Source organism: Bradyrhizobium sp. C9, from assembly GCF_002532045.1.
Lineage (GTDB): Bacteria > Pseudomonadota > Alphaproteobacteria > Rhizobiales > Xanthobacteraceae > Bradyrhizobium.
Window position 1 is genome coordinate 96,104 of sequence record NZ_NWTG01000023.1, and the last position, 24,473, is coordinate 120,576.

The following is a 24,473-nucleotide window of genomic DNA, read 5'->3' on the forward strand; positions in this document are numbered from 1 at the left end:
TTGCGCCTCGTACTCATATAGATGACTATATGAATTCAGCCCTCGACGACCGCATGCCGCGCTACCAGCGTCTCCGCGACGACCTCGCGGCGCGCATCAACCGCAATGAATGGCGTCCCGGGGACCCGATCCCCTCCGAGGCCGAACTCGGCGCGCATTACGGCGTCGCGATCGGCACTGTGCGCAAGGCGATCGATCAGCTCGTCAGCGACGGCGTGCTGGAGCGCCAGCAGGGCCGCGGCACTTTCGTGCGCCGGGCGCGGTTCAACTCCTCGCTGTTCCGCTTCTTCCGCTTCCAGTCAGAGAGCGGCGAGCGCCGCGTGCCGCAAAGCCGCATCCTGCGGCGGAAGGCGATGCCGGCGACGGCGGCGGTGGCCTCGGCGCTGCGCATTGGCGTCGGCGAGCCCGTCATCAGCCTGTCGCGCCTGCGGCTGATCGACGACGTGCCGCTATTGGCCGAAGAGATCTGGCTCGAGAGGTCGCGCTTCGAGGCGCTGCTCGCGCTCGCGACCACCGAGTTCGGCGACTTGCTGTATCCGCTCTACGAGGACCGCTGCGGCCAGGTCGTGGTCTCCGCCGATGAAATCCTCACCGTCGAGATCGCGACCGAGATGCAATCGCGCCTGTTGCGATTGGAGGCCAACGCGCCGCTGATCGTGATCGAGCGCCTGGCCTTCGATCTGGAGCGGCGGCCGATCGAATGGCGCCGCTCGCGCGGACCGGCGGATCGCTTCCGCTACCACGCCGAGATCAGATGAGCGCGGCGGCAACGTAAACAACAAAACAGATTTCAGGGAGGAATGATGGCAAACTGGTACAGCGAATGCTCGCCGCTCGAGCGGCGCACCTTCTGGGCAAGCTTCGGCGGCTGGGCGCTCGATGCGCTCGACGTCCAGATGTTCAGCCTCGCCATTCCCGCGCTGATCACGGCCTTCGCCATCAGCAAGGCGGACGCGGGTCTGCTCGGCTCGGTCACGCTGTTCTTCGGCGCGTTCGGCGGCTGGCTCGGCGGCGCGCTCGGCGATCGTTTCGGGCGGGTGCAGGCGTTGCAGATCACGGTCGCGACCTTTGCGCTCGCGACCTTCGCCTCGGCCTTCGCGATGAACTACAGCCAGCTCGTCGTCCTGAAGGCGATTCAGGGCATCGGCTTCGGCGCGGAATGGGCCTGCGGCGCGGTGCTGATGGCCGAGATCATTCGCGCCGAGCATCGCGGCAAGGCGCTCGGCGCCGTGCAGAGCGCCTGGGCGGTCGGCTGGGGTGCCGCGGTGCTGCTCTCGGCCCTGGTCTTCACCACTGCGCCGGCCGATATCGCCTGGCGCATCCTGTTCGCGGTCGGCCTGATCCCGGCGCTGCTGATCCTGTATATCCGCCGTGGGCTGAAGGAGCCGCCGCGCGCCGCAGCGCGCGAGGCCGAGCCGCCGTTCTTTGCGACGCTCGCCGGAATCTTTCACCGCGACGTGCTGCGCTCGACCTTGATCGGTGGCCTGTTCGGCATCGGCGCCCATGGCGGTTATGCGGCGTTGACGACATTCCTGCCGACCTTTCTGCGCGAGGTGCGGCACCTCTCGGTGCTCGGCTCCAGCGCCTATCTCGCCGTGATCATTGTCGCCTTCTTCTGCGGCTGCGTGGTCTCGGGGATCATCAGCGACCGGATCGGGCGGCGCGCCAACGTGACGCTGTTCGCCGCCGCCTGCGTCGTGACGGTCTTGGTCTATATCTTCGCGCCGCTCTCCAATTCGCAGATGCTGGTGCTCGGCTTCCCGCTGGGCTTCTTCTCGGCAGGCATTCCCGCCAGCATGGCGGCGCTGTTCAGCGAGCTTTATCCGGCTGGCGTGCGCGGCACCGGCGTCGGCTTCTGCTACAATTTCGGTCGCATCGTCTCCGCGGCGTTTCCCTTCCTGGTCGGCTACCTCAGCGATCACATCGGCCTTGGTGCGGCGATCGGGATCGACGCGGCGTTCGCCTATTCGCTGGTGCTGGTCGCGGTGCTGATGCTGCCGGAAACCCGCGGCAAGGTTTTCGAGCAGGCTGCCGCCACGCGCGCGTGATGATGAGGAATGATCATGACATCGTACGAACCTGGGTTGACGCGGCGCCGGTTTGCCGCGGGAATGATTGCCGCGCTGTCGGCGGGCGGTTTGGCGAGCAAGGTGAGGGCTGAGGTGCCGAAGCAACTCGCGATCGATAGCCACGCCCATGTTTTCCATCGCGGGCTGAAGCTCGCACCCGGCCGGCGCTACGCGCCGGACTACGACGCGCCGCTCGCGCTCTATCTGCAGCAGCTCGACCAGAACGGCATCACCAACGGCGTATTGGTGCAGCCGAGCTTTCTCGGCACCGACAATTCCTATCTGGTCGAATGCCTGACGGCGACGGGTGGCCGTCTGCGCGGCATCGCCGTGGTCGACGTTGCCGCTACCGCCGACGAACTGCGCGCGCTCGACCGCGCCGGCGTCGCGGGCATCCGTCTCAATCTGGTCGGCCAGAAGCTGCCTGACCTTTCGTCACCGGAGTGGACGGCATTGCTGGCACAGATCAGGACGCTCGACTGGCAGGTCGAGATCCAGCGCAACGCCGGCGATCTCGCGACGCTCGCGCCAACGCTGCTCGACCAGGGCGTGAAAGTCGTGCTCGATCATTTTGCCTTGCCCGATCCGAAGCTCGGCGTCGACGATGGCGGATTCCAGTCGGTCCTCAAGCTTGGCGCGACGCGAAACGTATGGGTCAAGATCTCCGCGCCTTATCGCAACGGCGCCACCGGTGAGGCGTTCGCGAAGCAGGCTTATCCGCTGCTGCGCAACGCTTTCGGCGTCGACCGGCTGCTGTGGGGCAGCGACTGGCCGCACACGCAATTCGAGGCGACGCAGAACTACACCAAGAACCGCAAATTCCTCGACGAGCTCGTCACCGACGCCGATGAGCGCGCCCGCGTGCTTGCATCGCCGCGCGAGTTGTTTCGCTTCTAGCTTGCGTGATTGTACCGAGTGCTCTGAAGAGCGTCGTTGCTGCTGTGCTACGATGTCGCCATCGGAATGACCGGCACAAGGACACGCAAGATGCAGCGCCGCTATATCACCGTCGACGTTTTCACCGACCGCGCCTTCGGCGGCAACCCGCTCGCCGTGGTGCTCGACGCCGAAGGGCTGTCGACTGAACAGATGCAGGCGATCGCGACCGAGTTCAACTATTCCGAGACGACCTTCGTGCTGCCGCCGCAGGACAAGGCCAACGACGCCCAGGTTCGCATCTTCACGCCGGTCCGAGAGCTGCCGTTTGCCGGCCATCCCAATGTCGGCACCGCTTTCGTGCTGGCACAGCTTGCGAAGGAAGCGAAGCCGCGTCTGATCTTCGAGGAGAAGGCGGGGTTGGTCCCGGTCGATATCGCGCGGGAGGGCGGCAGGGTCGTTGCCACCGAGCTGACCGCACCGCAGCCGCTGTCGCGCCTGGCGCAGTTCTCCGCCGCCGAGGTCGCGAGCCTGATCTCGCTTACGGCAGACGACGTCAGGACGGATCGCCAGGCACCGCAGGTGGTCGGCGTCGGAACGCCGTTCCTGGTCTTCGAGGTCGCATCGCGCGATGCGGTGCGGCGGGCGAAGCCGGATGCGGCAGCGTTCGCACGCTTCTTCCCGCGCGACGGCGCATTCTCCGCCTACTTCTACACGCGCGACGTGCCCGTCGCAGAGGCGTCTTGCGACCTGCAGGCACGGATGTTCTTTCCTGGATCGAGCGGTCTGATCGAGGACCCGGCCACCGGCAGCGCCACGGTTGCCGCGGCCGCGCTGCTTGCCACGCTCGATGCGTTGCGCGACGGCACCCTGAAGCTGACGGTCGGCCAGGGTTTTGACATGGGCCGGCCGAGCCTGCTGCTGACCCGCGTGCGCAAGCAGGATGGCGCAGTCCTATCCGCACATGTCGGCGGGGCGTGCGTGCAGATGATGGAGGGGACGTTGCGCCTGGAGGGTAAGGGCTAGACCTGCGGCGCCACGAGATTATCGATCTTGACGCCGTCGCGCTCCTCGATGATCTCGGCGATCCAGCGGCGGTGGCAGTGTTCGTGGTCGCGCTCGTAGCAGAGGATGCAGACCGGGCCCGACTTCTTGACGAGCGCCGACAGCTCGTCGAGCTCCTCCTTGGCCTGCACCGTCTTCAGGTGTGCCGAATAGATCTTGTGCAGCAGGCCATATTGCCCGCTGCGCGCCGCCTCCCGTCCGCTCTTTGGCGTGCCGAGGCCGCGGAGGTGGACGTAGCCGATGCCGCGTTCGTCGAGGCCCGCGGCGAGCTGGCTCTTGGAGAAGCCGGGGCGGCGCGAGGAGGCCACCGCGCGGACGTCGACCAAGAGCTTGACGCCGGCGTGCTGCAGTTCGTCGAGCACGGCCTTCGACGGCGTCTGCTCGTAGCCGATGGTGAACAGCTTTTTCGCCTTCGCCATCGGCTCTCCCTCACTTCACCCGTTCGATCAGTTCCATCGCGCCCGCGGGCGCGCGGATCTTGCCCTCGTGGATCACGTAGGCGAACACGTCGCGCGGCGCCTTCTTCGGCGCTGATTTGTCGACCTTCGGCAGATCGTCCGGCTCGCTCCCGCCGGCCCAGTCCTGAAACCGCTTGGCCCAGGCGTCGAGCTGCTTCGGCGGATAGCAGGTCTTCAGTTCGTCATTGCCCTTCTGCAAGCGGGCATAGACGAAGTCGCTGGCGACGTCGGCAATCGCCGGATACTTGCCGTGCTCGGCAAACACCACAGGCACCTGGTGCTCGCGAATGAGAGCGATGAACTCGGGCACGCAAAAGCTGTCGTGGCGCACTTCGACGACATGGCGCAGCGCGCGGCCGTCGAGCTTGCGCGGCAACAGCTCGAGGAATTTGCCGAAATCGGCGCCGTCGAACTTCTTGGTCGGCGCGAACTGCCAGAGCACCGGGCCGAGCCGGTCCTTCAGCTCCAGCACGCCCGAATCATAGAATCGCTTCACCGAATCGCCGGCCTCGGCGAGCACGCGGCGGTTGGTGGCAAAGCGCGGTCCCTTCAGCGAGAAGATGAATCCATCGGGCACTTCGCTGGCCCATTTGCGAAAGCTCTCCGGCTTCTGCGAGCCGTAATAGGTGCCGTTGATCTCGATCGAGGTCAGCTTGGAGGCGGCGTAGGACAGCTCCTTCGCCTGCGTGAGCTTCTCGGGATAGAACACTCCGCGCCACGGCTCGAACGTCCAGCCGCCGATGCCGATATAGATGTTGCCTGCGTCTGTCTTGGTCTCTGTCTTGGTCGCCTTGGTGGGAGCTTTGGCCACGACTGCACTCATCGCGAGGAGGGGAAACAGGGATCGAGAGTAATCAAAATAATCGTGATTGGCCAGTTTGCCAGATTGCCGCGCGAGAGCTTATCGTGGTTGTCGCTCTTCGCTACGATGCGCCAAAATGGAGAACAACACATGCGCATGCTGGTTGCGGCCGCCTTCCTGATCACGTCCTCCGCTGCCATATCGTCCGCTGCAATGGCCGACGAGGTCGACGATGCGCACAAGCTCGCGATCACCGGCCGCGACGCCTACTGGAATTGTCTCGCCCGCGAATATCCCCGCGACAGCAACAAGGCGATGTCCGACCAGGAATTCAGCTTGCTGATCGCCAATGTCTGTCCCTCGGAGCGGCAGAATTTTCGGGTGTCGCTGATCGACTTCCTGTCGCTGCAGTTTCCCAAGCAGGATGCCGACGCGAATCTGACCACCGCCAACCGCGCGATCGAGCTGGCGCAGAAGGACATCGTGACCGCCTTCACCCGGCGCAGGGCCGCGGCGAAATAGGTTCCCGAATCCTGTTGCGGCCGGCCGATTTTTGATATCAATCCGCGCAGGCGAGGGGATGATCGGCATGAGCTCACAATCGACGGCAGGCTTCTTGGGCGCAGTGGTCGCAGCCGTGGCGCTCGCGGCCGCGTTCATCTACGGGCCGTCGCCGAGCCAGCTCCGCAACCCGACCCAGCCCGCGGCCGTGCAGCCGCAGGCGGCGCCCGCCGCCGAGGCCGCGCCAGCGGCCCCGCGCGGCCCGGTGATCCGGGAAGTCCCGAACAACTAGTGCCAAGGCCCGTTGCAGACCGCCCGTTGCAGACCGCCCCTTGCGGATCGCATGAGGGCTTCCTATCTGGCTCATAACGGCGACGTTGAGCTTTAAGGGCTTCGGCGCTGGGACGACCACGACAATGTCGGCTGCGCCGGATGTACGCGCGCCCCTTGTTCGTGGTCGTTGGCATTTTAAGGGGTATTTTGCCCCGTTTTCCCGCTTTCCGAGACCGCGTTTGGGCCGGCCCGCCTTGGCAGCGGGGGAGGCTGCGGCTATACGCTGGCGCTCATGAATGACGCCATCAAGCTAGCCCCCGAAACCGCCTCGCAGGCAGCAAGTTTGCCGCAGCTTTCGGTGGTCGTCCCGACCTTCAACGAGCGCGACAATGTCACGGTGCTGTACCGCCGGCTCGACGCGACCCTGAAGGACGTGTCCTGGGAGGTCATCTTCGTCGATGACAATTCGCCCGACGGTACCTGGGACGTGGTGCGCGCTCTGGCGCGGAAGGACTCCCGCGTGCGCTGTATCCGCCGGATCGGCCGGCGCGGCCTGTCCGGCGCCTGCATCGAGGGCATCCTGGCGTCGAGCGCGCCCTATGCCGCTGTCATGGACGCCGATCTCCAGCATGACGAGACCCAGCTCCCGAAGATGCTCGCGCTGCTGCAGTGCGGCGAGGCCGAGCTCGTCGTCGGCAGCCGCTATATCGAGGGCTACAAGACCGAAGGCTTCAACAAGCAGCGCGCCGGTGCCAGCGCCTTCGCTACCGAAATCGCGCGCCGCTCGTTGAAGGTCGAGATCGCCGACCCCATGAGCGGCTTCTTCATGATCCGCCGCGACCGTTTCGAGCAGCTGGCGCCGCAGCTCTCGACCCAGGGCTTCAAGATCCTGCTCGATGTCGTGGCGACGGCGGAGGGCAAGCTGCGCACGGTCGAAATTCCCTATACGTTCGGCGCCCGCCAGCATGGCGAGAGCAAGCTAGACTCGATGGTCGCGCTCGACTTCCTCGGCCTGGTGCTGGCGAAGCTGACCAACGACCTGATCTCGCTGCGCTTCATCCTGTTCGCGGCGGTCGGCGGGCTCGGCCTGCTGGTGCATCTCAGCGTGCTGTTCATCGCGCTGGAAATCTTCAAGGCGCCGTTCCCGGAGGCCCAGGCCACTGGTGCGATCGTCGCCATGACCAGCAACTTCATCCTCAACAATTTCCTGACCTATCGCGACCAGCGGCTGAAGGGCTTTGGCATCCTGCGCGGCCTGCTGCTGTTCTATCTGGTCTGCAGCGTCGGCCTGCTCGCCAATGTCGGCGTCGCGTTCTCGGTCTACGACCAGGAGCCGATCTGGTGGCTTGCGGGCGCGGCCGGCGCGCTGATGGGCGTGGTGTGGAACTACGCGATGTCCGGGCTGTTCGTCTGGCGCAAGCGATGACGGTGGCATGAACGCGAACGAGGCGCGGCTGGCCCGGAACACCGCTCTTGCGGTGTGCGCGCTGGTCGTGTTGCGGCTGGCCGCCGCCGCATGGACGCCGCTGACCTTCGACGAAGCCTATTACTGGATGTGGTCGAAGGCGCTCGCCGGCGGCTATTACGACCATCCGCCGATGGTGGCGATCGTGATCCGGCTCGGCACCATGATCGCGGGCGACACGCCGTTCGGCGTGCGGCTGGTGTCGATCCTGCTCGCGCTGCCGATGAGCTGGGCGATCTACCGGGCCGCGGAGATCCTGTTCGGCGGCCAGCGCATCGCAACGAGCGCAACGATCCTGCTCAATGTCACGCTGATGGCCGCCGTCGGCACGCTGATCGTGACGCCGGATGCGCCGCTGCTGGTTGCGGCGAGCTTCCTGCTGTATTCGCTGGCAAAGGTGCTGGAGAGCGGCCGCGGCGCCTGGTGGCTTGCGGTCGGCGTCAGCGCAGGCCTGGCGCTGCTCTCGAAATACACGGCGCTGTTCTTCGGACCCGCGATCCTGATCTGGCTTGCTGTCGTGCCCAAGCTGCGGCGCTGGTATCTCTCGCCATGGCTCTATCTCGGCGGCCTGGTTGCGGCCGGCCTGTTTGCGCCGGTCGTGCTCTGGAATGCCGATCACCACTGGGTGTCGTTCATCAAGCAGATGGGCCGCGCCCGGATCGAGGACTTCCGGCCGAACTACATCGCCGAGCTGATTCCGACGCAGTTTGCGTTCGCAACGCCGCTGGTCTTCATCCTCGGTGTGATGGGCCTCTATGCGCTCTACCGGCGCCGCGCCGGCGCGATGCCCGCGCGCGTGCTGGTCAACACCATGTTCTGGACCATCGTGGTCTACTTCACCTGGCACGCGCTGCATGCGCGTGTCGAAGCCAACTGGTTCGCGCCGGTCTACCCGGCCTTTGCGGTGGCGGCCGCGGTCGCGGCAATCCAGGTGCAGTGGGCGCCGCGACAGCAGCGCACGATCGATTTCTGCCGCCGCTGGGCCGCGCCCACAGGCGTCGTGCTGTTCGCGCTGCTGATCGTGCAGGCCAACACCGGCATGCTCTCGGGCTACCGCCGCGACGCCACCGTGCGCAGCGTCGGCGTCGGCTGGCAGGAGCTCGCGGGCGAGATCGAGGCGGCGCGCGCGCGGTCCGGCGCGAGCTGCGTGCTGGCGCCGGACTACGGCACCACCGGCTGGCTGGCCTTCTACCTCCCCAAGGGCACCTGCGTCGCCCAGCAGGGCCAGCGCATTCGCTGGGTCAACATGCCCGAGCCGAGCCCGGCGCAGCTGTCCGGCAAGCTGCTGTATGTGCATGAGGTCGAGCAGACGATGCCGGCCTCGGTGCGCGACAATTTTGCTCATGTCGAAACGGTGGCCGAGGCCAAGCGCATGCGCGGGCCGCTGGTGATCGAGACCTACGCGCTCGATCTGCTCGACGGCGCCAAGGGCGAGGTCTTCGACCGCTCGCCGCCGCCGGAACTGCAGTAAAACCGTCGCCGTTGATGTCGGGTCGTCCGGTTCCGGCTCGTCTTCCAGGGAGCCCGTCAACCACGCGAGGTTCCAACCATGACCAGTTCCGTCCTCAAGCCCGCCGCCGAGCTCGCCAGCACCAACACGAGGCGCTTTCCCAATGAGAGCGCCGAGTATCGTCGGGCGCGCCAGGCGCTGCTCGTCGAGGAGATCGAGCTGCGGCGGCACATCGCACGCGTCGCCGAGCTGCGCCGCGCGCTGCCGCCGGGCGGCGAGGTGACCAGAGCCTATGAGTTCACGGGCGAGTCCGGCGCGGCCTCGCTCGCCGATCTCTTCGGCAACAAGCAGACGCTGATCATCTACAGCTACATGTTCGGCCCGCAGCGCGAGAAGCCGTGTCCGATGTGCACGTCGTTCATGGGCACGTGGGAGGAGAAGCTGCCTGACATCGAGCAGCGCGTGGCGTTCGTGTTCGTGGCGCGTTCGCCGATCGCGCGGCTGATCGAGGCGAAGAAGGCGCGCGGCTGGACGCGTCACAAGGTCTATTCGGATGCGTCGGGCGATTACACGCGCGACTATGTCAGCAAGGATGACAGCGACGTGCCCGGCTACAATGTCTTCACCCGCGAGAACGGCGTGATCCGGCATTTCTGGGCCGGCGAAATGGGCGCCGGCACGGTCGACCCCGGCCAGGACCCGCGCGGCGCGCCCGATCTGGATCCGCTCTGGACCTTGCTCGACACCACGCGCGAGGGGCGTGGCGCGGACTGGTATCCGAAGCTCGGCTATTGAGAGACGGTTTTTGCTCGATCCCCGCGCGATTACGGGGCGATCGGCAAGGAAATTCTCCGCCGAATTTATTCCGGTATGCCGCAACCGAGCCGCGTGCCGGAATGTCCCATCATGGGACAAAAAAGCCGTTTTGGCGGTCCAATGTCATCTTAAAAAAGCCCTACGCCACAGGCACTTCCCGCGTTGCAGGGGATCGCATCCGGTTAAGTCGCATTTAACTAAAAGTCGCCTTAATGGCCGTCTGTGCCCCCGCGCGACGTTGAGCCGAACACCGTTCGACGATGCGTCGAGTGAGGGACAAAGGTGGACCTGTTTTGAGCGCCGGGCGTATGGGTACGAGTGCGAGTGCGTATGTTCTTGGGGCACCAAGCCGCAAGAAATCCTCCCGAAAAATCCTCCCACAGCATTTCCTCGGCAGCGCCGCGGTGGCGGGGCTGGTGCTTGGCTGCGCATGGACGGTCTATGCCAACATCTTTGCGGCGAGCGTCTATCCGTCGGTAGGCAATGCGTCGTTTGAAGCGCCGGCGGTGAAGCGGCCGGTCGCCGTTGCCGCGCGGCCCGCACCTTCGTTCAACGAGGTGTTCGCGTCCCTGACGCCCGCGCCGGCGGCGCCCGCCAAGACCACTGCCAAGACCGAGGTCGCGAAGTCGGAAGCCCCGACACCGTCACTTATGTTTAATGATCGGTTTGCGGCCGCCGCACCCGCGGGCGTCGCGTCCAGCGTCGTGGCCGACGCCGCACCGCAGATCGACCCGATCAAGCAGGCCGCTGAACCCAAGGTCGCCGTCGCGGCGAGGGCGGTGGCGACGGCAGAACTCGCCGAGACATCGAAGCCGTTGCCGGCGCCGAAATCGGTCGAGACCGCCAAGAAGCAAGCCGCCGCCAATCTGAAGGTGGCGCTCAACGATCCCGCTGCGACGGTTGAGCCCAAGGGAACTGAGAAGGCGGCCGAGAAGGCGCCCGAGGCCAAGCAGGCGACGAAATCCGGTAGCGTCCGCGACATGGCCGCGCGCGCCAAGGCCGCGGTGCTGTCGATCGCGTCGAGCGAGCGGCAGACCATGGTCGAGAAGCTGTGGGGCAAGCGCGAGTCGAGCGGCGGGCTGCTCTCCTTCGCTTCCGCCGACGCCAATGTCACCGGCAGCATTCCGTCGACGCTGGACCAGAACCCGATGCTCGGCGGCTCGCCGCCCTATGACCGCCAGACCGCGGTCTACGACATCTCGGCCAAGACCGTGTATTTGCCGGACGGCACGCGGCTCGAGGCGCATTCCGGCCTCGGCTCCCGGCTCGACGATCCGAGGTCCTCGCATATGAAGATGGTCGGCGTGACGCCACCGCACATCTACGAGCTCAAGCCGCGCGAGGCGCTGTTCCACGGCGTGCCGGCGCTGCGGCTCAATCCGATCGGCGGCGAGGGCAAGATCTTCAACCGCGACGGCCTGCTCGCGCACACCTTCATGCTCGGCCCGAACGGCGACTCCAACGGCTGCGTCTCGTTCAAGGACTATTACGCGTTCCTCGATGCCTACCGTAACAAGGGCATCCGCCGCCTCGCGGTGCTCGCGCGGATCCAGTAGCGCGGTCCTTCCGGATCACGGCTTTTCGACAACACGAACGTCTTCATGTGCCGGCCGCGATCGCCCGATGGGAGGGGCGCGGATCGAGAATGGGGACGGCGGTTGATTGATGCCGCGGCGACTGACACCCGTGCGCGGCTTGCCTCAGGGCAGGTGGCTTGGGACCTTACACGGGTTCCGGAAGCGCCGCAATGAGCCCTTCCCTTGAAAGCCCTCGGGGCACGCTATATTCTGCAAAATATAGGGGTGCCAGGGCCAACAACGCCGCGCTCCCGAGGGTCACAGAGCCCGCGGAGCAGGGAGGGAAGCATGAGCCGGTCGCCAGGTGTCATGCATACGGACAAGGTTCTCGACGTGCTGGCCGGAGGCGGAGCGCCCTCCGACCTGTCGGCGTCGTGGCGTCGTTCCGGTCATCTGCACGCGCTCGATCCGGCGAGCCGCCTGCCTTCGTATCGTCTCCAGCAGGCTGACGTCGCCGCCGCGCAGCAGCGTCTCGGCGAATTCCTGGCGGTCGCCCAGCGGACGCTCGACCGGCTGTTCCTTGCCGTGGGCGGGGTCGGTTGTTCGGTGCTGCTCGCCGACCGCGACGGCGTTGTCGTCGACCGGCGCGGCGCAAACGCGGATGACGCGACGTTCGACGCATGGGGGCTCTGGACCGGTGCGGTCTGGAGCGAGAAGCATGAGGGGACCAACGGCATCGGCACCTGCATCGTCGAGAAGCGGCCGCTGTCGATCGATCGCGAGCAGCATTTCTTCACGCGCAATTCCGCCCTGTTCTGCACCACTGCGCCGGTCTTCGACGAGCACGGTGAACTGGCCGCCGCGCTCGACGTCTCCTCCTGTCGGGCCGACCTGACAGGCGGATTCTCCCGTCTGATCGCGACCACGGTTACCGATGCCGCGCGCGCGATCGAAGCAGAGAACTTCCGCCGGGCGTTTCCCGACGCACGTATTCTCCTGACGCCGAGAAGCGAGCGCGCCGTGAATTCGCTGCTGGCGGTCGATCGCGACGACCTCGTGGTCGGTGCGACGCGTGCCGCGCGCCGTGCGCTCGGCCTCACGGCGGCGTCGCTGGCGCGGCCGCTGCCGGCCGCCGATCTGATCGGTGAGACCCGCGATGATGGCGGCCTCGTTGCCGCGGAACGCGCAGTGCTGCAGCGCGCGCTGGCGCGGGCCGGCGGCAACGTGTCCAGGGCTGCCAAGGACCTCGACATGTCCCGCGCGACACTGCACCGCAAGCTGAAGCTGCTTGGCTTGCATCGTTAGGGCGTTTCCGCCGGGGGCCGGGTTCAGCCCCCAGGCGATGTCGCGCCGCCGCCAATTGGCGGCGCACTCTGTCTCAGATTTGCGACAGTTCCCGTCGGCGCCTGACGCGGGCCCCTGTTCTGCGCGCATGATTTGATCGACCGTCGGAGCCAACGCCGTGTGCATCGGCGTGCCAACGGAGGAACACATGAACAAGATGGACATGCAGTCCGTGCTCAAGGCGCCGTTCGCCAAGCGCTACGGCAATTTCATCGGCGGCGAATGGCGCGAGCCTCGCTCCGGAAAGTATTTCGACAACATCTCGCCGGTGACCGGGTTGCCGATCTGCGAGATCCCGCGCTCGGACGCTGCGGATATCGAGGCGGCGCTTGATGCCGCGCATGCAGCCAAGGATGCCTGGGGCAAGACCAGCCCGGCCGAGCGCGCGCTGATCCTCAACAGGATCGCCGACCGGATGGAGGCCAATCTCGACAAGCTCGCGACCGCCGAGACCTGGGACAACGGCAAGCCGATCCGCGAGACGATGGCCGCGGACATCCCGCTGGCGATCGACCACTTCCGCTACTTTGCCGGCGTGGTCCGCGGGCAGGAAGGCTCGCTCTCCGAGATCGACCACGACACGGTCGCCTATCATTTCCACGAGCCGCTCGGCGTGGTCGGCCAGATCATTCCCTGGAATTTCCCGATCCTGATGGCGACCTGGAAGCTGGCGCCCGCGCTTGCTGCCGGAAACTGCGTCGTGCTGAAGCCCGCCGAGCAGACGCCGGCCTCGATCCTGGTTTGGCTCGAACTGGTCGGCGACCTCCTGCCGAAGGGCGTGCTGAACGTCGTCAACGGATTCGGCCTCGAGGCCGGCAAGCCGCTGGCATCGTCGAACCGGATCGCCAAGATCGCCTTCACCGGCGAGACCACGACGGGCCGGCTGATCATGCAATATGCGTCGCAGAACCTGATCCCGGTGACGCTCGAACTCGGCGGCAAGTCGCCCAACATCTTCTTCAGCGATGTTTGCGCCGAGGACGATGATTTCTTCGACAAGGCGGTCGAAGGCTTCGTGATGTTCGCGCTCAATCAGGGCGAGGTCTGCACCTGCCCGAGCCGCGCGCTGATCCAGGAGTCGATCTACGACCGCTTCATGGAACGCGCGCTGAAGCGCGTCGAGGCGATCACGCAAGGCAGCCCGCTCGATCCGACCACGATGATCGGCGCGCAGGCATCTTCCGAGCAGTTGGAGAAGATTCTCTCCTACATCGACATCGGCAAGAAGGAGGGCGCGCAGGTCCTGATCGGCGGCGAGCGCAACAATCTCGGCGGCGGGCTGTCGGGCGGCTACTACGTCAAGCCGACCGTCTTCAAGGGCCACAACAAGATGCGCATCTTCCAGGAGGAGATCTTTGGACCGGTCGTGTCCGTGACCACCTTCAAGACCGACGACGAAGCGCTCTCGATCGCCAACGACACGCTCTACGGTCTCGGTGCCGGCATCTGGAGCCGCGATGCCAATCGCTGCTACCGGTTCGGCCGCGCCATCCAGGCCGGCCGGGTCTGGACCAATTGCTATCACGCTTACCCGGCGCACGCGGCGTTCGGCGGCTACAAGCAATCGGGCATCGGCCGTGAGACGCACAAGATGATGCTCGATCACTACCAGCAGACCAAGAACGTCCTGGTCAGCTACAGCCCCAAGAAGCTCGGCTTCTTCTGAGGTCTCAGGCCGCGGGCTGCGGACGAACGCGACAGGCTTCGGCGGGGTGTCCCGCCGGAGCCTCCATCACGGAGGCCGAGATGGCTGACAAGGTGACCGCGACGCCGGCCGCGCTGGAGCTGATTGCCGAGATCGTCGCCGACCATGGGCCGGTGCTGTTTCACCAGTCGGGCGGCTGCTGCGACGGTTCGTCGCCGATGTGCTATCCGCAAGGTGACTTCCTGATCGGCGATCATGACGTCAAGCTCGGCGAGATCGGCGGGGCGCCGTTCTATATCAGCGGCTCGCAATATGACGTCTGGAAGCACACCGATCTGATCATCGATGTCGTCCCCGGCCGCGGCGGCATGTTCTCGCTCGACAATGGCCGCGAACGCCGGTTCCTGACCCGGTCCGAGATCTGCGCGCTGCCGCCGCGCGACCCGGACTAGGGCGGTCCGGGGTCGATCTGGAACTGGAGGCCATTGTCGCTATACTGCGCTGATCCAGGGCGAGTCCAAGCTCGGCAACGGATCCGGTGCAAAGCGAACAATGTCTCCTACACCTCCCATCGAAACCCCACCGCCGATCACGACCGAAGCGTTCGTCGAGGCTAGCGCGGCCGTTGCCCGTCTCGAGGAGATCTACGAGCGCAACACCGGGTTCCTGCGCAGTCGCTTCGAGGCCTATGTCAACGGCGCCGTGATCACGACGCGAGTGCGCGCATGTTACCCGTTCGTCCGCATCACGACCTCGTCGCACGCCCGGCTCGATTCCCGTCTCGCCTACGGCTTTGTCGCGGGACCCGGCGTCCACGAGACCAGCATCACCCGGCCGGACATTTTCCGGACCTATCTGACCGAGCAAATCGGGCTCCTGGTCAAGAACCATGGCGTGGCGGTCGAGATCGGCGAGTCCAACGAGCCGATTCCGATCCATTTCGCCTACCGGCGCGACATCAATATCGAGGCGGCGCTGACCATCGCCGACAGCTCGGCGTTCACGAGGTCGCTGCGCGACGTGTTCGATACGCCTGATCTAGCGGCGATGGACGATGCGATCGCCGACGGCACGTTTGAACTCTCGCCGGGCACGCCCGAGCCGCTCGCCTTGTTCCGCGCCGCGCGAGTCGATTACTCGCTGCGTCGGCTCTATCACTACACCGGCACCGATCCCGAGCATTTCCAGAATTTCGTGATCTTCACCAACTACCAGTTCTATGTCGACGCCTTCGCGCAATCGAGCCTGCAGCGTCTCGCTGCGGGCGAGGCGGGCCTCGAGGCGTTCGTCGCGCCCGGCAATGTGATCACGCGCAGCGCGCTGGCGGGCGGCGGCACCATCGGGACCGCATCGGACCGCGTGCCGCAGATGCCGGCGTTTCATCTCGTCGAGCCCGGCTATCGCGGCATCACCCTGATCAATATCGGGATCGGTCCATCGAACGCGCGCAACATCACCGATCACGTCGCGGTGCTGCGGCCGCATGCCTGGCTGATGATCGGGCATTGCGCCGGCTTGCGCAACACGCAGCGGCTCGGCGACTACGTGCTGGCCCATGGCTATGTCCGCGAGGATCACGTGCTCGATCACGAGCTGCCGCTGTGGGTGCCGATCCCCGCGCTGGCCGAGATGCAGGTCGCGCTGGAGGAGGCGGTCGGCGAGGTGACCGGGCTCACCGGCTTCGAGCTCAAGCGCCTGATGCGCACCGGCACGGTCGCGAGCGTCGACAACCGCAATTGGGAGATCAGCGGGCCGCAGGTGATCCGGCGGATGTCGCAATCGCGCTCCATCGCGCTCGACATGGAATCGGCGACGATCGCCGCCAACGGCTATCGCTTCCGCGTGCCTTACGGCACGCTGCTGTGCGTCTCCGACAAGCCGCTGCATGGCGAGATCAAGCTGGCGGGCATGGCGAGCGAGTTCTATCGCCAGCGCGTCGGCCAGCACCTCCAGATCGGGCTGAAAGCGCTGGAACGGCTCAAGCAGCAGGAATCCGAGCGCCTGCATTCGCGCAAGCTGCGCAGCTTCGCCGAGGTCGCGTTTCAGTAACGCCGCGCCGGACGCGCGGCGATCACGCCGCGACGCTCTTCCACAATTGCATCTCGGTGCCGATCGCGGCCTTGACCTGCGGCCGCGCCTGGATGCGTCCGAGATAGGCGGCCAGCGGCGGCCATTGCGCCACATCGACGCCGGCGGAGCGAAGCAACAAGAGAGCCCAGGCGAGATGCGCGTCCGCTACCGTGAAGCGGTTGCCGACCAGAAATTCGCGGTCGGCAAGATGCGCTGATGGCACCGACAAGGTCTGTCCGATCCTGGCACGCGGCTTGGCGAGCGATGCATCGTCCTTGTACCAGAAGGTCGGAAACAAAAATCCCTTGTGGATCTCGGTGCCGATGAAGCTCAGCCATTCCTGCAACCGGTAGCGGTCCGGATGGCCGGCCGGCGGCGCGAGGCCGAGTTCCGGCTTGAGGTCCGCGATGTATTGCAGCACCGCCGCGCTCTCCGTCAGCCGCTCGCCGTTCTCAAGCACCAGCACCGGCACCGCGCCCTTCGGCGCGACGGCGCGGAAGTCGCCGTCGTTCTCCAGCACCTTCTTGGTCCAGAGATGGACCATGCGGTAGCGCGCGTCGATGCCGGCCTCCATCAGCGCGATCCGGCTGGCGAGCGAGCAGGCCATCGGCCAGAAATAGAGTTCGAGCATGGCGATGTCTCAGGCGAGGGCGTTGCCGCGGGCGATGATCGCGAAGCGGTCGGACAGTTCGGCGAGCGCGACGTCGTGAATGAGTTTTGCGGCAATCGTGCCGCCGACACCGTCGGGCAGGTCGCGGGTCGCGCAGCTCTCGGCATCGATGGTGGTGCGGAAGCCGAGATCGAGCGCGGCGCGGGCGGTCGAACTCACGCACATATGCGTCATGAAGCCGGCGAGCACGAGTTCCTTGCGGCCGGTCGCGGCAAGCTGCGCGTTGAGGTCGGTGCCGGCGAATGCGTTCGGCAATTGCTTTTCGATCACGATCTCGCCCGGCCGCGGCTTGAGCGGCGCGACGATCGCGCCCCGCTCCGCGCTGCGATCGAACAGGCTTCCCGGCGCGCCCTTGTGCGCGATGTGGATGATCGCAGCGCCGCTTTCGCGCGCGCGGGCGAGCAATGCGGTGGCGCGCGCAATCGCGGGGCTGGCGTCGGGCAGGGCCAGGGGACCGGCGAGATATTCGTTCTGGATATCGATCAGCACCAGGCAGCTGTCGCCGAGGCGGGGCGGGGTGAGGTCGATGCCGGCAAGCTGCATCAAGGTTTTGGCTGCGGTCATGGTGAGAACTCCGGAGGATGCGTCTTGCGAAAATATAGCCGCGGAGCGGCCTGCCGTTATGCAGGGATATTGCAGCCGGTGGCTGCGTTATTGCAGGCAAGCCGGATGCGATGTAGCCTGACGCCATGAACTGGGACGACCTTCGCATCATCGCGGCCGTCAAGGACGAGGGCACCTATGCCGGCGCCAGCGCGCGGCTGCGGATCGACGAGACCACGGTCGGCCGCAGGCTGGCGCGGATCGAGCGCGCGCTCGGGCTGCGGCTGTTCGAGGCTGCCGACGGTGTCCGCAAGCCGACCCGGCAGTGCGACGTGGTGCTCGCGCATGTCCAGGCGATGGCCGCGCATGCCGAGGAGATCGGCCGGATCGGCGAAAGCCTGCCCGGCCCGGTCGGCCGGCTGCGCATCGCTTCCACCAATGCGATCGCGGAAGAAGTGCTGGCGCCGCGCACCAGCGAATTGCTGCGCGCCAATCCGGGCCTGACGCTGCAATTCCTGACCTCGAGCGACAACGTCAAGTTTTCGCGCTGGGAAGCCGATCTGGCGATCCGCCTGCGCAAGCCGGACAAGGGCGACTTTGCGATCTCGAAGCTCGCCGAAGTCAGGCTGTATTTCTTCGAGCCGGTCGCGACGACGGCGGGAGAGGCGGTGACGTGCGCCTATCCCGATGAGCTCGGCGGGATTCCGGAAATGCAGTTCCTGCGCGCGAAGCGGCTGCGTGCGCGCTGCGTGACCGATAATGTTCGGATCATCCACAGGCTGATCCAGTCGCATCAAGCGGTCGGCGTGCTGCCGGAGCATAGCTGCGTCGACCTGATGACCGACCGCCGTCTGCGCGCCACGCTGCTGCCGAAGCGGCGCGACGTCTGGCTCCTGGTGCAAAGCCACCTCAAGCGCGATGCGGCGACGCGCGTCACCATCGACTGGCTGCGCGCCTGCTTCCAGGATGCCGCGCGCAGCGGCTAACTCGAAGGATTCCGGGCTCGCGCGACGCGCATCCCGGACGCGGATCAGATCGCGGCCTTCAGATTGGCGAAGGCGTCCTGGACGTATTTGGTGAGCTGGCGCTTGCCGCCCTGCTCGAGCCAGGCGTCGACCGCGATGCGCAGTGCGCCGCTCGCGGCCATCGCGACGAGGCGGAGGCGGTCGCGGCGGTCCTTGCCCGGCCACAATTCGCACAGCGTCTCGTAGACGACTTGCTCCCGATGCTGATCGCTGCGGTGCTTGCGGGAGCTCAGCACGTCGCTCTCGCGGATCAGGCGCGAAATCGCAACCGTTCGCGAGGTCTGGAAGCGGGCAGCCATGTCCAGGAAGGCCTCGCGGACGACGTCGATCGGCTCGCCGGCGGCGGCATGGTCGCGGATCGATGCCCTGAGCGCGTCGTCATAGCCGGCGATGTGGGCGAGCAGGATGTCGTCCTTGCTCCTGAAATAGTAGAAGAAGGTCCTGCGCGAGATGCCGGCCGCCGCCGCGATCTCATCCAGTGTCGTCGCATCAAAGCCGTTGGCCAGAAACAGCTCCATGCCGACATCGGCGATGCGTTGCAGCGTCTCGCGGCGATTTCGCTCGCGCAGGCCTTCAGTCTTTGCAGGCGTCTGGGTTTTCGTCAGCATCTCCGGCATCCGCCGCTCTTCTCATGAATTGTCGTCACGACAAAATCGCTTTGTGGCCTCAGGTTCGCGTGGCCATCGGCATCAACGCGCGTGGCGGCGTGGTTGGTCCTGCGTCTTCCGGTCGCAGCCGGCGGTCACGCCATAAAACTGCCCAACACGATACTTACACCGAGTGTAATAATTACACTTAGTGTAAGTCGGTGGGGCCGCAATGACAACCTGCTCGCGCGTATGCCGGATCGAACCGATTCCGGCGGCAAGTGGATTCGTGAGCGGGCGGGGGGCACAGCTCAGCGGTTGGGCCGCGGCGACGCTGCTCGGCCTGATGGTCTCCGGCTGCGCGACGGCGACGCTGGATCAGGCCGGTTCGCTCCGCTCCTACGACAATATGGAGCAATCGGACGGGATGTTGACCCGTTCGAAGCTGCGGGTCAGCAAGGAAGAGGTGCTGGCGGCGAAGACGATCAGGATCGTGCCCACCGTGTTCTCCGACGGAACGTCGGTGCCCTTCACGGCTGTGCAGCGCAGGCTCGTCACCAACGCCGCCGATCGTGCGTTGTGTGCGGGCCTGAGCGAACGCTTTTACGTGGTTGCGTCGGAGCCGGCTGACCTCACCGTTCACGCTGTCATCACCCATGTGGTGCCGACCGATCCGACGGCGGTCGGCGTCTCCAAGGGTGTGTCGGTGGCGAAGACGATTCTATTGCCCGGCGTGCCGGTGCCCGTTCCGCGCATTCCGGTGGGGCTCGGCAGCCTGTCACTTGAGGCCGAGGCGCGTGATCCAGCCGGACAGCAAAAGGCCGCGATGGTCTGGGGCCGCGCGGCCAGTGCCTTCGACAACGGGCGAATGTCGGAGGAGGGGGATGCGTACGGCCTTGCGGCATCGTTCGGCGGCGATTTCAGCCAGATGCTGGTCACCGGCGTGACGCCGTTCGGCGGTGTGCCGTCGATGCCCTCGATGCAGCGGCTGGGCTTCCTGCTCGGCGGCGCGCCGAAATATCCGGCCTGCGAGGCGTTCGGGCGCGCGCCGGGTCTCGTCGGCATGGTCGGCGACAGCGCCGGCGTGCCGCCGGATTGGACCGACAAGGGCCCGGTTGCGGCGAAGGTGGAGTGAGCCGGCCGGCACGCGTACGAATGTTCGCGTGCACACGGCTGTAACGGAGCACCGCCCTGGCACAATTCGCGTATCCTGCTCTGCGCGGACTTGCCGCAAAACAGAAGGTGCCAGCACAGACAGATTGCGATAACGTCTGTTTGCCGTGGTCCATTCGGCCAGCCGTCAACCCGTCGGTGGTGCCAATGCAGCAGATTGCGGAATGGCTCGAGAAGCTGGGGCTTGGGCAATACGCGCTGCGTTTTGCCGAGAACGGCATCGACGTTGGTGTTCTTCCCGAATTGACGGATGAAGACTTCGACAGGCTCGGAGTCCTGCTCGGCCATCGCCGCAAGATGCTGCGTGCCATTGCCGATTTCAATCAGGCCGAACTGATCGCCGCGCCGGTTTCATCGCACGATGCCGAGCGACGCCATCTTACCGTGATGTTTTGCGACCTGGTCGGCTCGACGGCGTTGTCGGCTCGTCTCGATCCCGAGGATATGTGGGAGGTCATTCGCGCCTATCGCGCGGCCTGTGCGCAGGTCATCGCGACTTATGATGGCGTCGTTGCCAGATTTATCGGTGACGGGGTCCTCGCATATTTCGGCTACCCGCGGGCGCATGAAGACGATGCGGAGCGCGCAGTGCGCGCCGGCCTCGACGTCATCGCCGCGATCGGCAAGCTCGAGACCCGAGCCGACGAGGGTGTCGCGGTGCGGATCGCAATTGCGAGCGGGCTCGTCGTGGTCGGCGACCTCGTCTCCGGCGGTGCGTCGGAGGAGCAGGCGCTGGTCGGCGATGCACCGAACATTGCCGCGCGGCTGCAGAGTCTGGCGGAGCCGGGCGTGGTCGTCGTTGCGTCCTCGACACGCCGGCTGCTCGGCAATCTGTTCACGCTTCGCAACCTCGGTCGTCGCGAGGTCAAGGGTATCTCGGAGCCGATCGCAGTGTGGGCTGTTGAGGGCGAGCCGGCATCGGAAAGCCGCTTCGAGGCCGTGCGGACCGCGCGCTCGATCGGCTTCGTCGGTCGCAAGGCGGAGATCGAATTCGTGCTGTCGCGTCAGCAACTGGCGTGGCAGGGCCAGGGCCAGGCGGTGCTGATATCGGGCGAAGCGGGGATCGGCAAATCACGCATCGTCGCGATGCTCTCCGACGGCCTCGCGTCCGGGACGCACCGCCGTGTGCGGTATCAATGTTCGCCGTATCATACCAATAGCGCGCTGCATCCCTTCGTCGCCCAGCTCGAGCGTGCCGCCGGCATCCGCGTCGAAGATGTGCCGGAGCAGAAGCTGGACAAGCTCGAGGCCATGCTGGCGCTCGGGACGCAGCATGTGCCCAGCGTGACACCGCTGATCGCGGCGCTGCTGTCGATCCCGACCGGCGAGCGCTATCCGCCGCTCGGGCTGAGCCCGGCCCAGCAGCGGCGGCAGACATTCGCAGCGCTGCTCGACCAGCTCGAGGGCCTTGCCCGGCAGCAGCCGGTGCTTGTCGTCTGCGAAGACATGCATTGGGCCGATGCCACGTCGCTCGAATTGCTCGACCTCGCGGTCGACCGGATCAGGGGACTGCCGATCCTCATGCTGATGACGTTCAGGCCCGAGTTCGAACCGCCGTGGGCGGGGCTTGCCAATGTCAGCCTGCTGCGGCTGGACCGGCTCGACCGGCAGGACACCCGCGCCCTGATCGAGCAGGTGACTGTCGGCCGGTTGCTGCCCGGCGAGATGATGACACAGATCATCGAGCGGACGGATGGTGTCCCACTGTTCGTCGAGGAGCTGACCAAGATGGTCATGGAGTCGGGGCTGCTCGTCGAGAATGCGGGACGCTACCGCCTCGACAATCCGCTGCCGCCGCTGGCGATCCCGGCGACGCTGCAGGACTCGCTGATGGCCCGACTCGACCGCCTGGCGCCGGTCAAGGAGGTGGCGCAGATCGGCGCTGCGATCGGCCGTGAGTTCTCGTACGCACTGCTACGCAGCGTCGCCGGTCGCGATGACCTGACGCTTGCCGCGGCGCTCGCCCAGCTCGAGGAGGCGGAGTTGCTGTTGCGTCGGGGCACGCCGCCGGATGCGAACTACAGCTTCAGGCACGCATTGGTCCAGGAAGCAGCTTACGAGAGCTTGCTCAAGAGCCGCCGGCAATTGCTCCACAAGCAGATCGGCGATGTGCTGCGCGCCAAGTTTGCCGAGATCGCCGAGATCGAGCCGGAAGTCGTTGCGTATCATTTCACCGAGGCAGGGCTCGGCCAGACTGCGCTGGCGTGGTGGCGCAAGGCCGGTCAGCAGGCGCTGAAGCGCTCGGCCTATCGCGAGGCGATCGCACATCTCGGCAAGGCGGTCGCCATCGCCGATCAATTGCCCGACGAGCCGGGGCGGATGATCGGCCGGCTGCATCTGCAAATCGCCTACGGTCGCGCGCTGCGCGGCAGTCTTGGGCACAGCGCGCCCGAGACGGTGGCCGCCTGGACGCGCGCCCGGCGGTTCGCCTCTGACATTGACGATCCAATCGAACTGGCGCCGATCCAGTCGGGCCTCTTCAACGCCTGCTTGACCCACGGCGAGCTCGCGCCGATGCGGGAGTTGGCGGAGGCGATCATGGGCGCGGCGGAACGGCATCCGGAATCGCCGGTGGCGACGATCGTCGCGGGCTGGACCAGCGGGGTGACTTGCTGGTTTGCGGGCGACTATCTGAATGCAGGCATCCATCTCGAGAAGGCGTTTGCTGCCTATGCGACCGAGCCGGATCCGGCAACGTTCAAGGCATCGACGCTCGATCTGCCGTTCGTCATCATGAGATTCCTGGCGCTCGTGCTTTGGCCGCGCGGCGAGATCGATCGAGCCCGGCAGCTCGCGGGCGCAGCGGTGAGCGTCTCCGGGGAACAGCGTGCGCTCGCGCGCGCCAATGCGCTGGTTCACAAGGCCGTCTTCGACGGGCTGTGCGGCAGCCGGTTGCGGCAGACCGAGACGATCCTTGCCCTCGGACTGGCGCAGGATCACACCATGCCGTTGTATGTCGCCGCCGGCACTTATCTCAATGGATTGGCGAAGTGGCGTGCCGGCGACCTGGCGGCAGGTCTCGCAGAGATGCAGCGCGGCTGGACATTGCTTCACGAGAACGACTGCTACCTCTCTGATCCCTTCTGGGGACTGCAGATCGCGGTGGCGAATGCGAAGGCGGGGCATGTCGAGGCGGGGCTCGACATCATCAACGAGTTGATCGACGCAACGGAGCAGTCCGGGCAGCACTGGCTCGATGCCGAGCTGTACCGCGTGTTGGGCGAGCTGCGGTCGCGCCGCGACACCCCCGACATTTCTGGTGCCGAGGATGCTTTCCACCGCGCTCTCGAGATTGCGCGAAGGCAGCGGACGAGGACTTTCGAACTGCGCAGCGCGCTTGGAATCGCGCGGCTGTATGCCGGCAATGGCCGGACGGATGCGGTGCCGGAGGTGCTTGCGCCGGTGCGCGCATGCTTCGATGCCGGGCAGGATCTCGCCGAGATCCGCGATGCCGACGAACTGCTCCGCCAGCTGGATCGGCCGGCGCGTCACTCCCGTGCGTCCTGACGGACGACGGTGGAGGCAACAAAAACCCCGGCATCGCTGCCGGGGTTTTGCATTCCGTAAATCGCCTTGCGTGGCCGGACTTAGAAGTCCATGCCGCCCATGCCGCCGCCCGGAGGCATCGCGGGGCCGCCGGCGTTCTTCTTCGGCAGCTCGGCAACCATCGCTTCCGTGGTGATCAGGAGCGCGGCAACCGAGGCAGCGTTCTGGATCGCGGTACGGACGACCTTGGTCGGGTCGATGATGCCCTTCTTGACGAGGTCGGCATAGTCGCCGGTCTGGGAGTCGAAGCCGTAGTTGTAGGCCTTGTTCTCCAGGATCTTGCCGACGATCACCGAACCGTCTTCACCGGCGTTGATCGCGATCTGGCGAGCGGGAGCCGACAGCGCCTTGCGCACGATCTCGACGCCGGTCTTCTGGTCGTCGTTCTTGGTGCGCAGGCCCTTGAGCTGCTCGGAGGCACGGAGCAGGGCGACGCCGCCGCCCGGGACGATGCCTTCCTCGACAGCCGCGCGGGTCGCATGCATCGCGTCATCAACGCGATCCTTGCGCTCCTTCACCTCGACTTCGGTCGCGCCGCCGACGCGGATCACCGCGACGCCGCCTGCGAGCTTGGCGAG

The 24,473-nt window shown here is 66.1% G+C and carries 23 protein-coding genes; 17 read left to right on the forward strand and 6 right to left on the reverse strand.

Annotated elements, in window-relative coordinates; genetic code table 11:
- Window positions 1-29 precede the first annotated feature (29 nt).
- The 4 genes from CO675_RS31985 (at window position 30) to CO675_RS32000 (ending at window position 3,971) form a co-directional block, all read left to right on the forward strand.
- Entirely contained in the window at window positions 30-758 is a 729-nt protein-coding gene (locus CO675_RS31985) for a GntR family transcriptional regulator (RefSeq protein ID WP_097675747.1), read from the forward strand.
- A 45-nt stretch (window positions 759-803) separates the two neighbouring features.
- Entirely contained in the window at window positions 804-2,048 is a 1,245-nt protein-coding gene (locus CO675_RS31990; RefSeq protein ID WP_097675772.1) for an MFS transporter, read from the forward strand.
- A 15-nt stretch (window positions 2,049-2,063) separates the two neighbouring features.
- On the forward strand, window positions 2,064-2,966 hold the full coding sequence (locus tag CO675_RS31995; protein ID WP_097675773.1) for an amidohydrolase family protein: 903 nt from the start codon (window positions 2,064-2,066) through the stop codon (window positions 2,964-2,966).
- 90 nt (window positions 2,967-3,056) lie between these two features.
- Window positions 3,057-3,971 carry a PhzF family phenazine biosynthesis protein gene (locus CO675_RS32000; RefSeq protein ID WP_097675774.1) on the forward strand — a complete coding sequence of 305 codons (915 nt, stop codon included), beginning with the start codon at window positions 3,057-3,059 and terminating at the stop codon, window positions 3,969-3,971.
- Here the strand turns inward: CO675_RS32000 and CO675_RS32005 are convergent.
- Both CO675_RS32005 and CO675_RS32010 read right to left on the reverse strand, forming a co-directional pair.
- The gene (locus CO675_RS32005; protein ID WP_097675748.1) at window positions 3,968-4,429 is read right to left on the reverse strand and encodes a DUF488 domain-containing protein; all 462 of its coding nucleotides are present in this window, start codon (window positions 4,427-4,429) and stop codon (window positions 3,968-3,970) included. The two genes, CO675_RS32000 and CO675_RS32005, sit on opposite strands and share 4 nt — an antisense overlap.
- Before the next feature lie 10 nt (window positions 4,430-4,439).
- Window positions 4,440-5,279, reverse strand: a complete 840-nt coding sequence (locus tag CO675_RS32010; RefSeq protein WP_502693428.1) for a DUF72 domain-containing protein — start codon at window positions 5,277-5,279, stop codon at window positions 4,440-4,442.
- A gap of 141 nt (window positions 5,280-5,420) precedes the next feature.
- On the opposite strand from CO675_RS32010, the gene CO675_RS32015 reads away from it, so the two are divergent.
- The 10 genes from CO675_RS32015 to CO675_RS32060 all read left to right on the forward strand — a co-directional run bounded on the left by CO675_RS32015 (window position 5,421) and on the right by CO675_RS32060 (window position 16,330).
- On the forward strand, window positions 5,421-5,792 hold the full coding sequence (locus tag CO675_RS32015; protein WP_097675750.1) for a hypothetical protein: 372 nt from the start codon (window positions 5,421-5,423) through the stop codon (window positions 5,790-5,792).
- A gap of 67 nt (window positions 5,793-5,859) precedes the next feature.
- Window positions 5,860-6,063, forward strand: coding sequence for a hypothetical protein (locus tag CO675_RS32020; RefSeq protein ID WP_097675775.1), 204 nt, complete (start codon window positions 5,860-5,862; stop codon window positions 6,061-6,063).
- A gap of 273 nt (window positions 6,064-6,336) precedes the next feature.
- Window positions 6,337-7,470 carry a glycosyltransferase gene (locus CO675_RS32025; RefSeq protein WP_097675751.1) on the forward strand — a complete coding sequence of 378 codons (1,134 nt, stop codon included), beginning with the start codon at window positions 6,337-6,339 and terminating at the stop codon, window positions 7,468-7,470.
- 7 nt (window positions 7,471-7,477) lie between these two features.
- A complete protein-coding gene (locus CO675_RS32030; protein ID WP_097675752.1) occupies window positions 7,478-8,980 on the forward strand; it encodes a glycosyltransferase family 39 protein in 1,503 nt (500 codons plus the stop codon).
- Window positions 8,981-9,058: 78 nt separating this feature from the next.
- A complete protein-coding gene (locus CO675_RS32035; protein WP_097675753.1) occupies window positions 9,059-9,754 on the forward strand; it encodes a DUF899 family protein in 696 nt (231 codons plus the stop codon).
- Between the two features lie 425 nt (window positions 9,755-10,179).
- A complete protein-coding gene (locus CO675_RS32040; RefSeq protein WP_097675754.1) occupies window positions 10,180-11,331 on the forward strand; it encodes a DUF2778 domain-containing protein in 1,152 nt (383 codons plus the stop codon).
- Between the two features lie 309 nt (window positions 11,332-11,640).
- On the forward strand, window positions 11,641-12,597 hold the full coding sequence (locus CO675_RS32045; RefSeq protein WP_097675755.1) for a helix-turn-helix domain-containing protein: 957 nt from the start codon (window positions 11,641-11,643) through the stop codon (window positions 12,595-12,597).
- A gap of 196 nt (window positions 12,598-12,793) precedes the next feature.
- Complete coding sequence (adh, locus tag CO675_RS32050; RefSeq protein ID WP_502693430.1) at window positions 12,794-14,302, forward strand: aldehyde dehydrogenase; 1,509 nt, start codon at window positions 12,794-12,796, stop codon at window positions 14,300-14,302.
- A gap of 80 nt (window positions 14,303-14,382) precedes the next feature.
- Window positions 14,383-14,733: a DUF779 domain-containing protein gene (locus tag CO675_RS32055; RefSeq protein WP_097675757.1), complete on the forward strand. Its 351-nt coding sequence runs from the start codon at window positions 14,383-14,385 to the stop codon at window positions 14,731-14,733.
- Between the two features lie 100 nt (window positions 14,734-14,833).
- Entirely contained in the window at window positions 14,834-16,330 is a 1,497-nt protein-coding gene (locus CO675_RS32060) for an AMP nucleosidase (RefSeq protein WP_097675758.1), read from the forward strand.
- Between the two features lie 22 nt (window positions 16,331-16,352).
- On the opposite strand, the gene CO675_RS32065 is transcribed toward CO675_RS32060, so the two are convergent.
- Window positions 16,353-16,982, reverse strand: coding sequence for a glutathione binding-like protein (locus tag CO675_RS32065; RefSeq protein ID WP_097675759.1), 630 nt, complete (start codon window positions 16,980-16,982; stop codon window positions 16,353-16,355).
- A gap of 9 nt (window positions 16,983-16,991) precedes the next feature.
- The gene (locus CO675_RS32070; protein ID WP_198964819.1) at window positions 16,992-17,585 is read right to left on the reverse strand and encodes a cysteine hydrolase family protein; all 594 of its coding nucleotides are present in this window, start codon (window positions 17,583-17,585) and stop codon (window positions 16,992-16,994) included.
- Window positions 17,586-17,710: 125 nt separating this feature from the next.
- Here CO675_RS32070 and CO675_RS32075 point away from each other — a divergent pair, with 125 nt between their 5' ends.
- A complete protein-coding gene (locus CO675_RS32075; protein ID WP_097675761.1) occupies window positions 17,711-18,550 on the forward strand; it encodes a LysR family transcriptional regulator in 840 nt (279 codons plus the stop codon).
- Between the two features lie 44 nt (window positions 18,551-18,594).
- On the opposite strand, the gene CO675_RS32080 is transcribed toward CO675_RS32075, so the two are convergent.
- Complete coding sequence (locus CO675_RS32080; protein ID WP_245453011.1) at window positions 18,595-19,197, reverse strand: TetR family transcriptional regulator; 603 nt, start codon at window positions 19,195-19,197, stop codon at window positions 18,595-18,597.
- A 268-nt stretch (window positions 19,198-19,465) separates the two neighbouring features.
- Here CO675_RS32080 and CO675_RS32085 point away from each other — a divergent pair, with 268 nt between their 5' ends.
- Window positions 19,466-20,311, forward strand: a complete 846-nt coding sequence (locus CO675_RS32085) for a DUF3313 domain-containing protein (protein WP_245453012.1) — start codon at window positions 19,466-19,468, stop codon at window positions 20,309-20,311.
- Between the two features lie 185 nt (window positions 20,312-20,496).
- Window positions 20,497-23,856: an adenylate/guanylate cyclase domain-containing protein gene (locus CO675_RS32090; RefSeq protein ID WP_198964820.1), complete on the forward strand. Its 3,360-nt coding sequence runs from the start codon at window positions 20,497-20,499 to the stop codon at window positions 23,854-23,856.
- Between the two features lie 80 nt (window positions 23,857-23,936).
- Here CO675_RS32090 and CO675_RS32095 read toward each other — a convergent pair.
- Window positions 23,937-24,473 (reverse strand): TCP-1/cpn60 chaperonin family protein (locus CO675_RS32095; protein ID WP_283808132.1); only part of this gene is annotated, 537 nt, incomplete at its 5' end.

Bases quoted from the DNA above. Each gene is read 5' to 3' on its own strand.
- CO675_RS31985 (WP_097675747.1), top strand. From the start codon at position 30: ATGAATTCAGCCCTCGACGACCGCATGCCGCGCTACCAGCGTCTCCGC.
- CO675_RS31990 (WP_097675772.1), top strand. From the start codon at position 804: ATGGCAAACTGGTACAGCGAATGCTCGCCGCTCGAGCGGCGCACCTTC.
- CO675_RS31995 (WP_097675773.1), top strand. From the start codon at position 2,064: ATGACATCGTACGAACCTGGGTTGACGCGGCGCCGGTTTGCCGCGGGA.
- CO675_RS32000 (WP_097675774.1), top strand. From the start codon at position 3,057: ATGCAGCGCCGCTATATCACCGTCGACGTTTTCACCGACCGCGCCTTC.
- CO675_RS32005 (WP_097675748.1), bottom strand. From the start codon at position 4,429: ATGGCGAAGGCGAAAAAGCTGTTCACCATCGGCTACGAGCAGACGCCG.
- CO675_RS32015 (WP_097675750.1), top strand. From the start codon at position 5,421: ATGCGCATGCTGGTTGCGGCCGCCTTCCTGATCACGTCCTCCGCTGCC.
- CO675_RS32020 (WP_097675775.1), top strand. From the start codon at position 5,860: ATGAGCTCACAATCGACGGCAGGCTTCTTGGGCGCAGTGGTCGCAGCC.
- CO675_RS32025 (WP_097675751.1), top strand. From the start codon at position 6,337: ATGAATGACGCCATCAAGCTAGCCCCCGAAACCGCCTCGCAGGCAGCA.
- CO675_RS32030 (WP_097675752.1), top strand. From the start codon at position 7,478: ATGAACGCGAACGAGGCGCGGCTGGCCCGGAACACCGCTCTTGCGGTG.
- CO675_RS32035 (WP_097675753.1), top strand. From the start codon at position 9,059: ATGACCAGTTCCGTCCTCAAGCCCGCCGCCGAGCTCGCCAGCACCAAC.
- CO675_RS32045 (WP_097675755.1), top strand. From the start codon at position 11,641: ATGAGCCGGTCGCCAGGTGTCATGCATACGGACAAGGTTCTCGACGTG.
- adh (WP_502693430.1), top strand. From the start codon at position 12,794: ATGGACATGCAGTCCGTGCTCAAGGCGCCGTTCGCCAAGCGCTACGGC.
- CO675_RS32055 (WP_097675757.1), top strand. From the start codon at position 14,383: ATGGCTGACAAGGTGACCGCGACGCCGGCCGCGCTGGAGCTGATTGCC.
- CO675_RS32060 (WP_097675758.1), top strand. From the start codon at position 14,834: ATGTCTCCTACACCTCCCATCGAAACCCCACCGCCGATCACGACCGAA.
- CO675_RS32065 (WP_097675759.1), bottom strand. From the start codon at position 16,982: ATGCTCGAACTCTATTTCTGGCCGATGGCCTGCTCGCTCGCCAGCCGG.
- CO675_RS32070 (WP_198964819.1), bottom strand. From the start codon at position 17,585: ATGACCGCAGCCAAAACCTTGATGCAGCTTGCCGGCATCGACCTCACC.
- CO675_RS32075 (WP_097675761.1), top strand. From the start codon at position 17,711: ATGAACTGGGACGACCTTCGCATCATCGCGGCCGTCAAGGACGAGGGC.
- CO675_RS32080 (WP_245453011.1), bottom strand. From the start codon at position 19,197: ATGCTGACGAAAACCCAGACGCCTGCAAAGACTGAAGGCCTGCGCGAG.
- CO675_RS32090 (WP_198964820.1), top strand. From the start codon at position 20,497: ATGCAGCAGATTGCGGAATGGCTCGAGAAGCTGGGGCTTGGGCAATAC.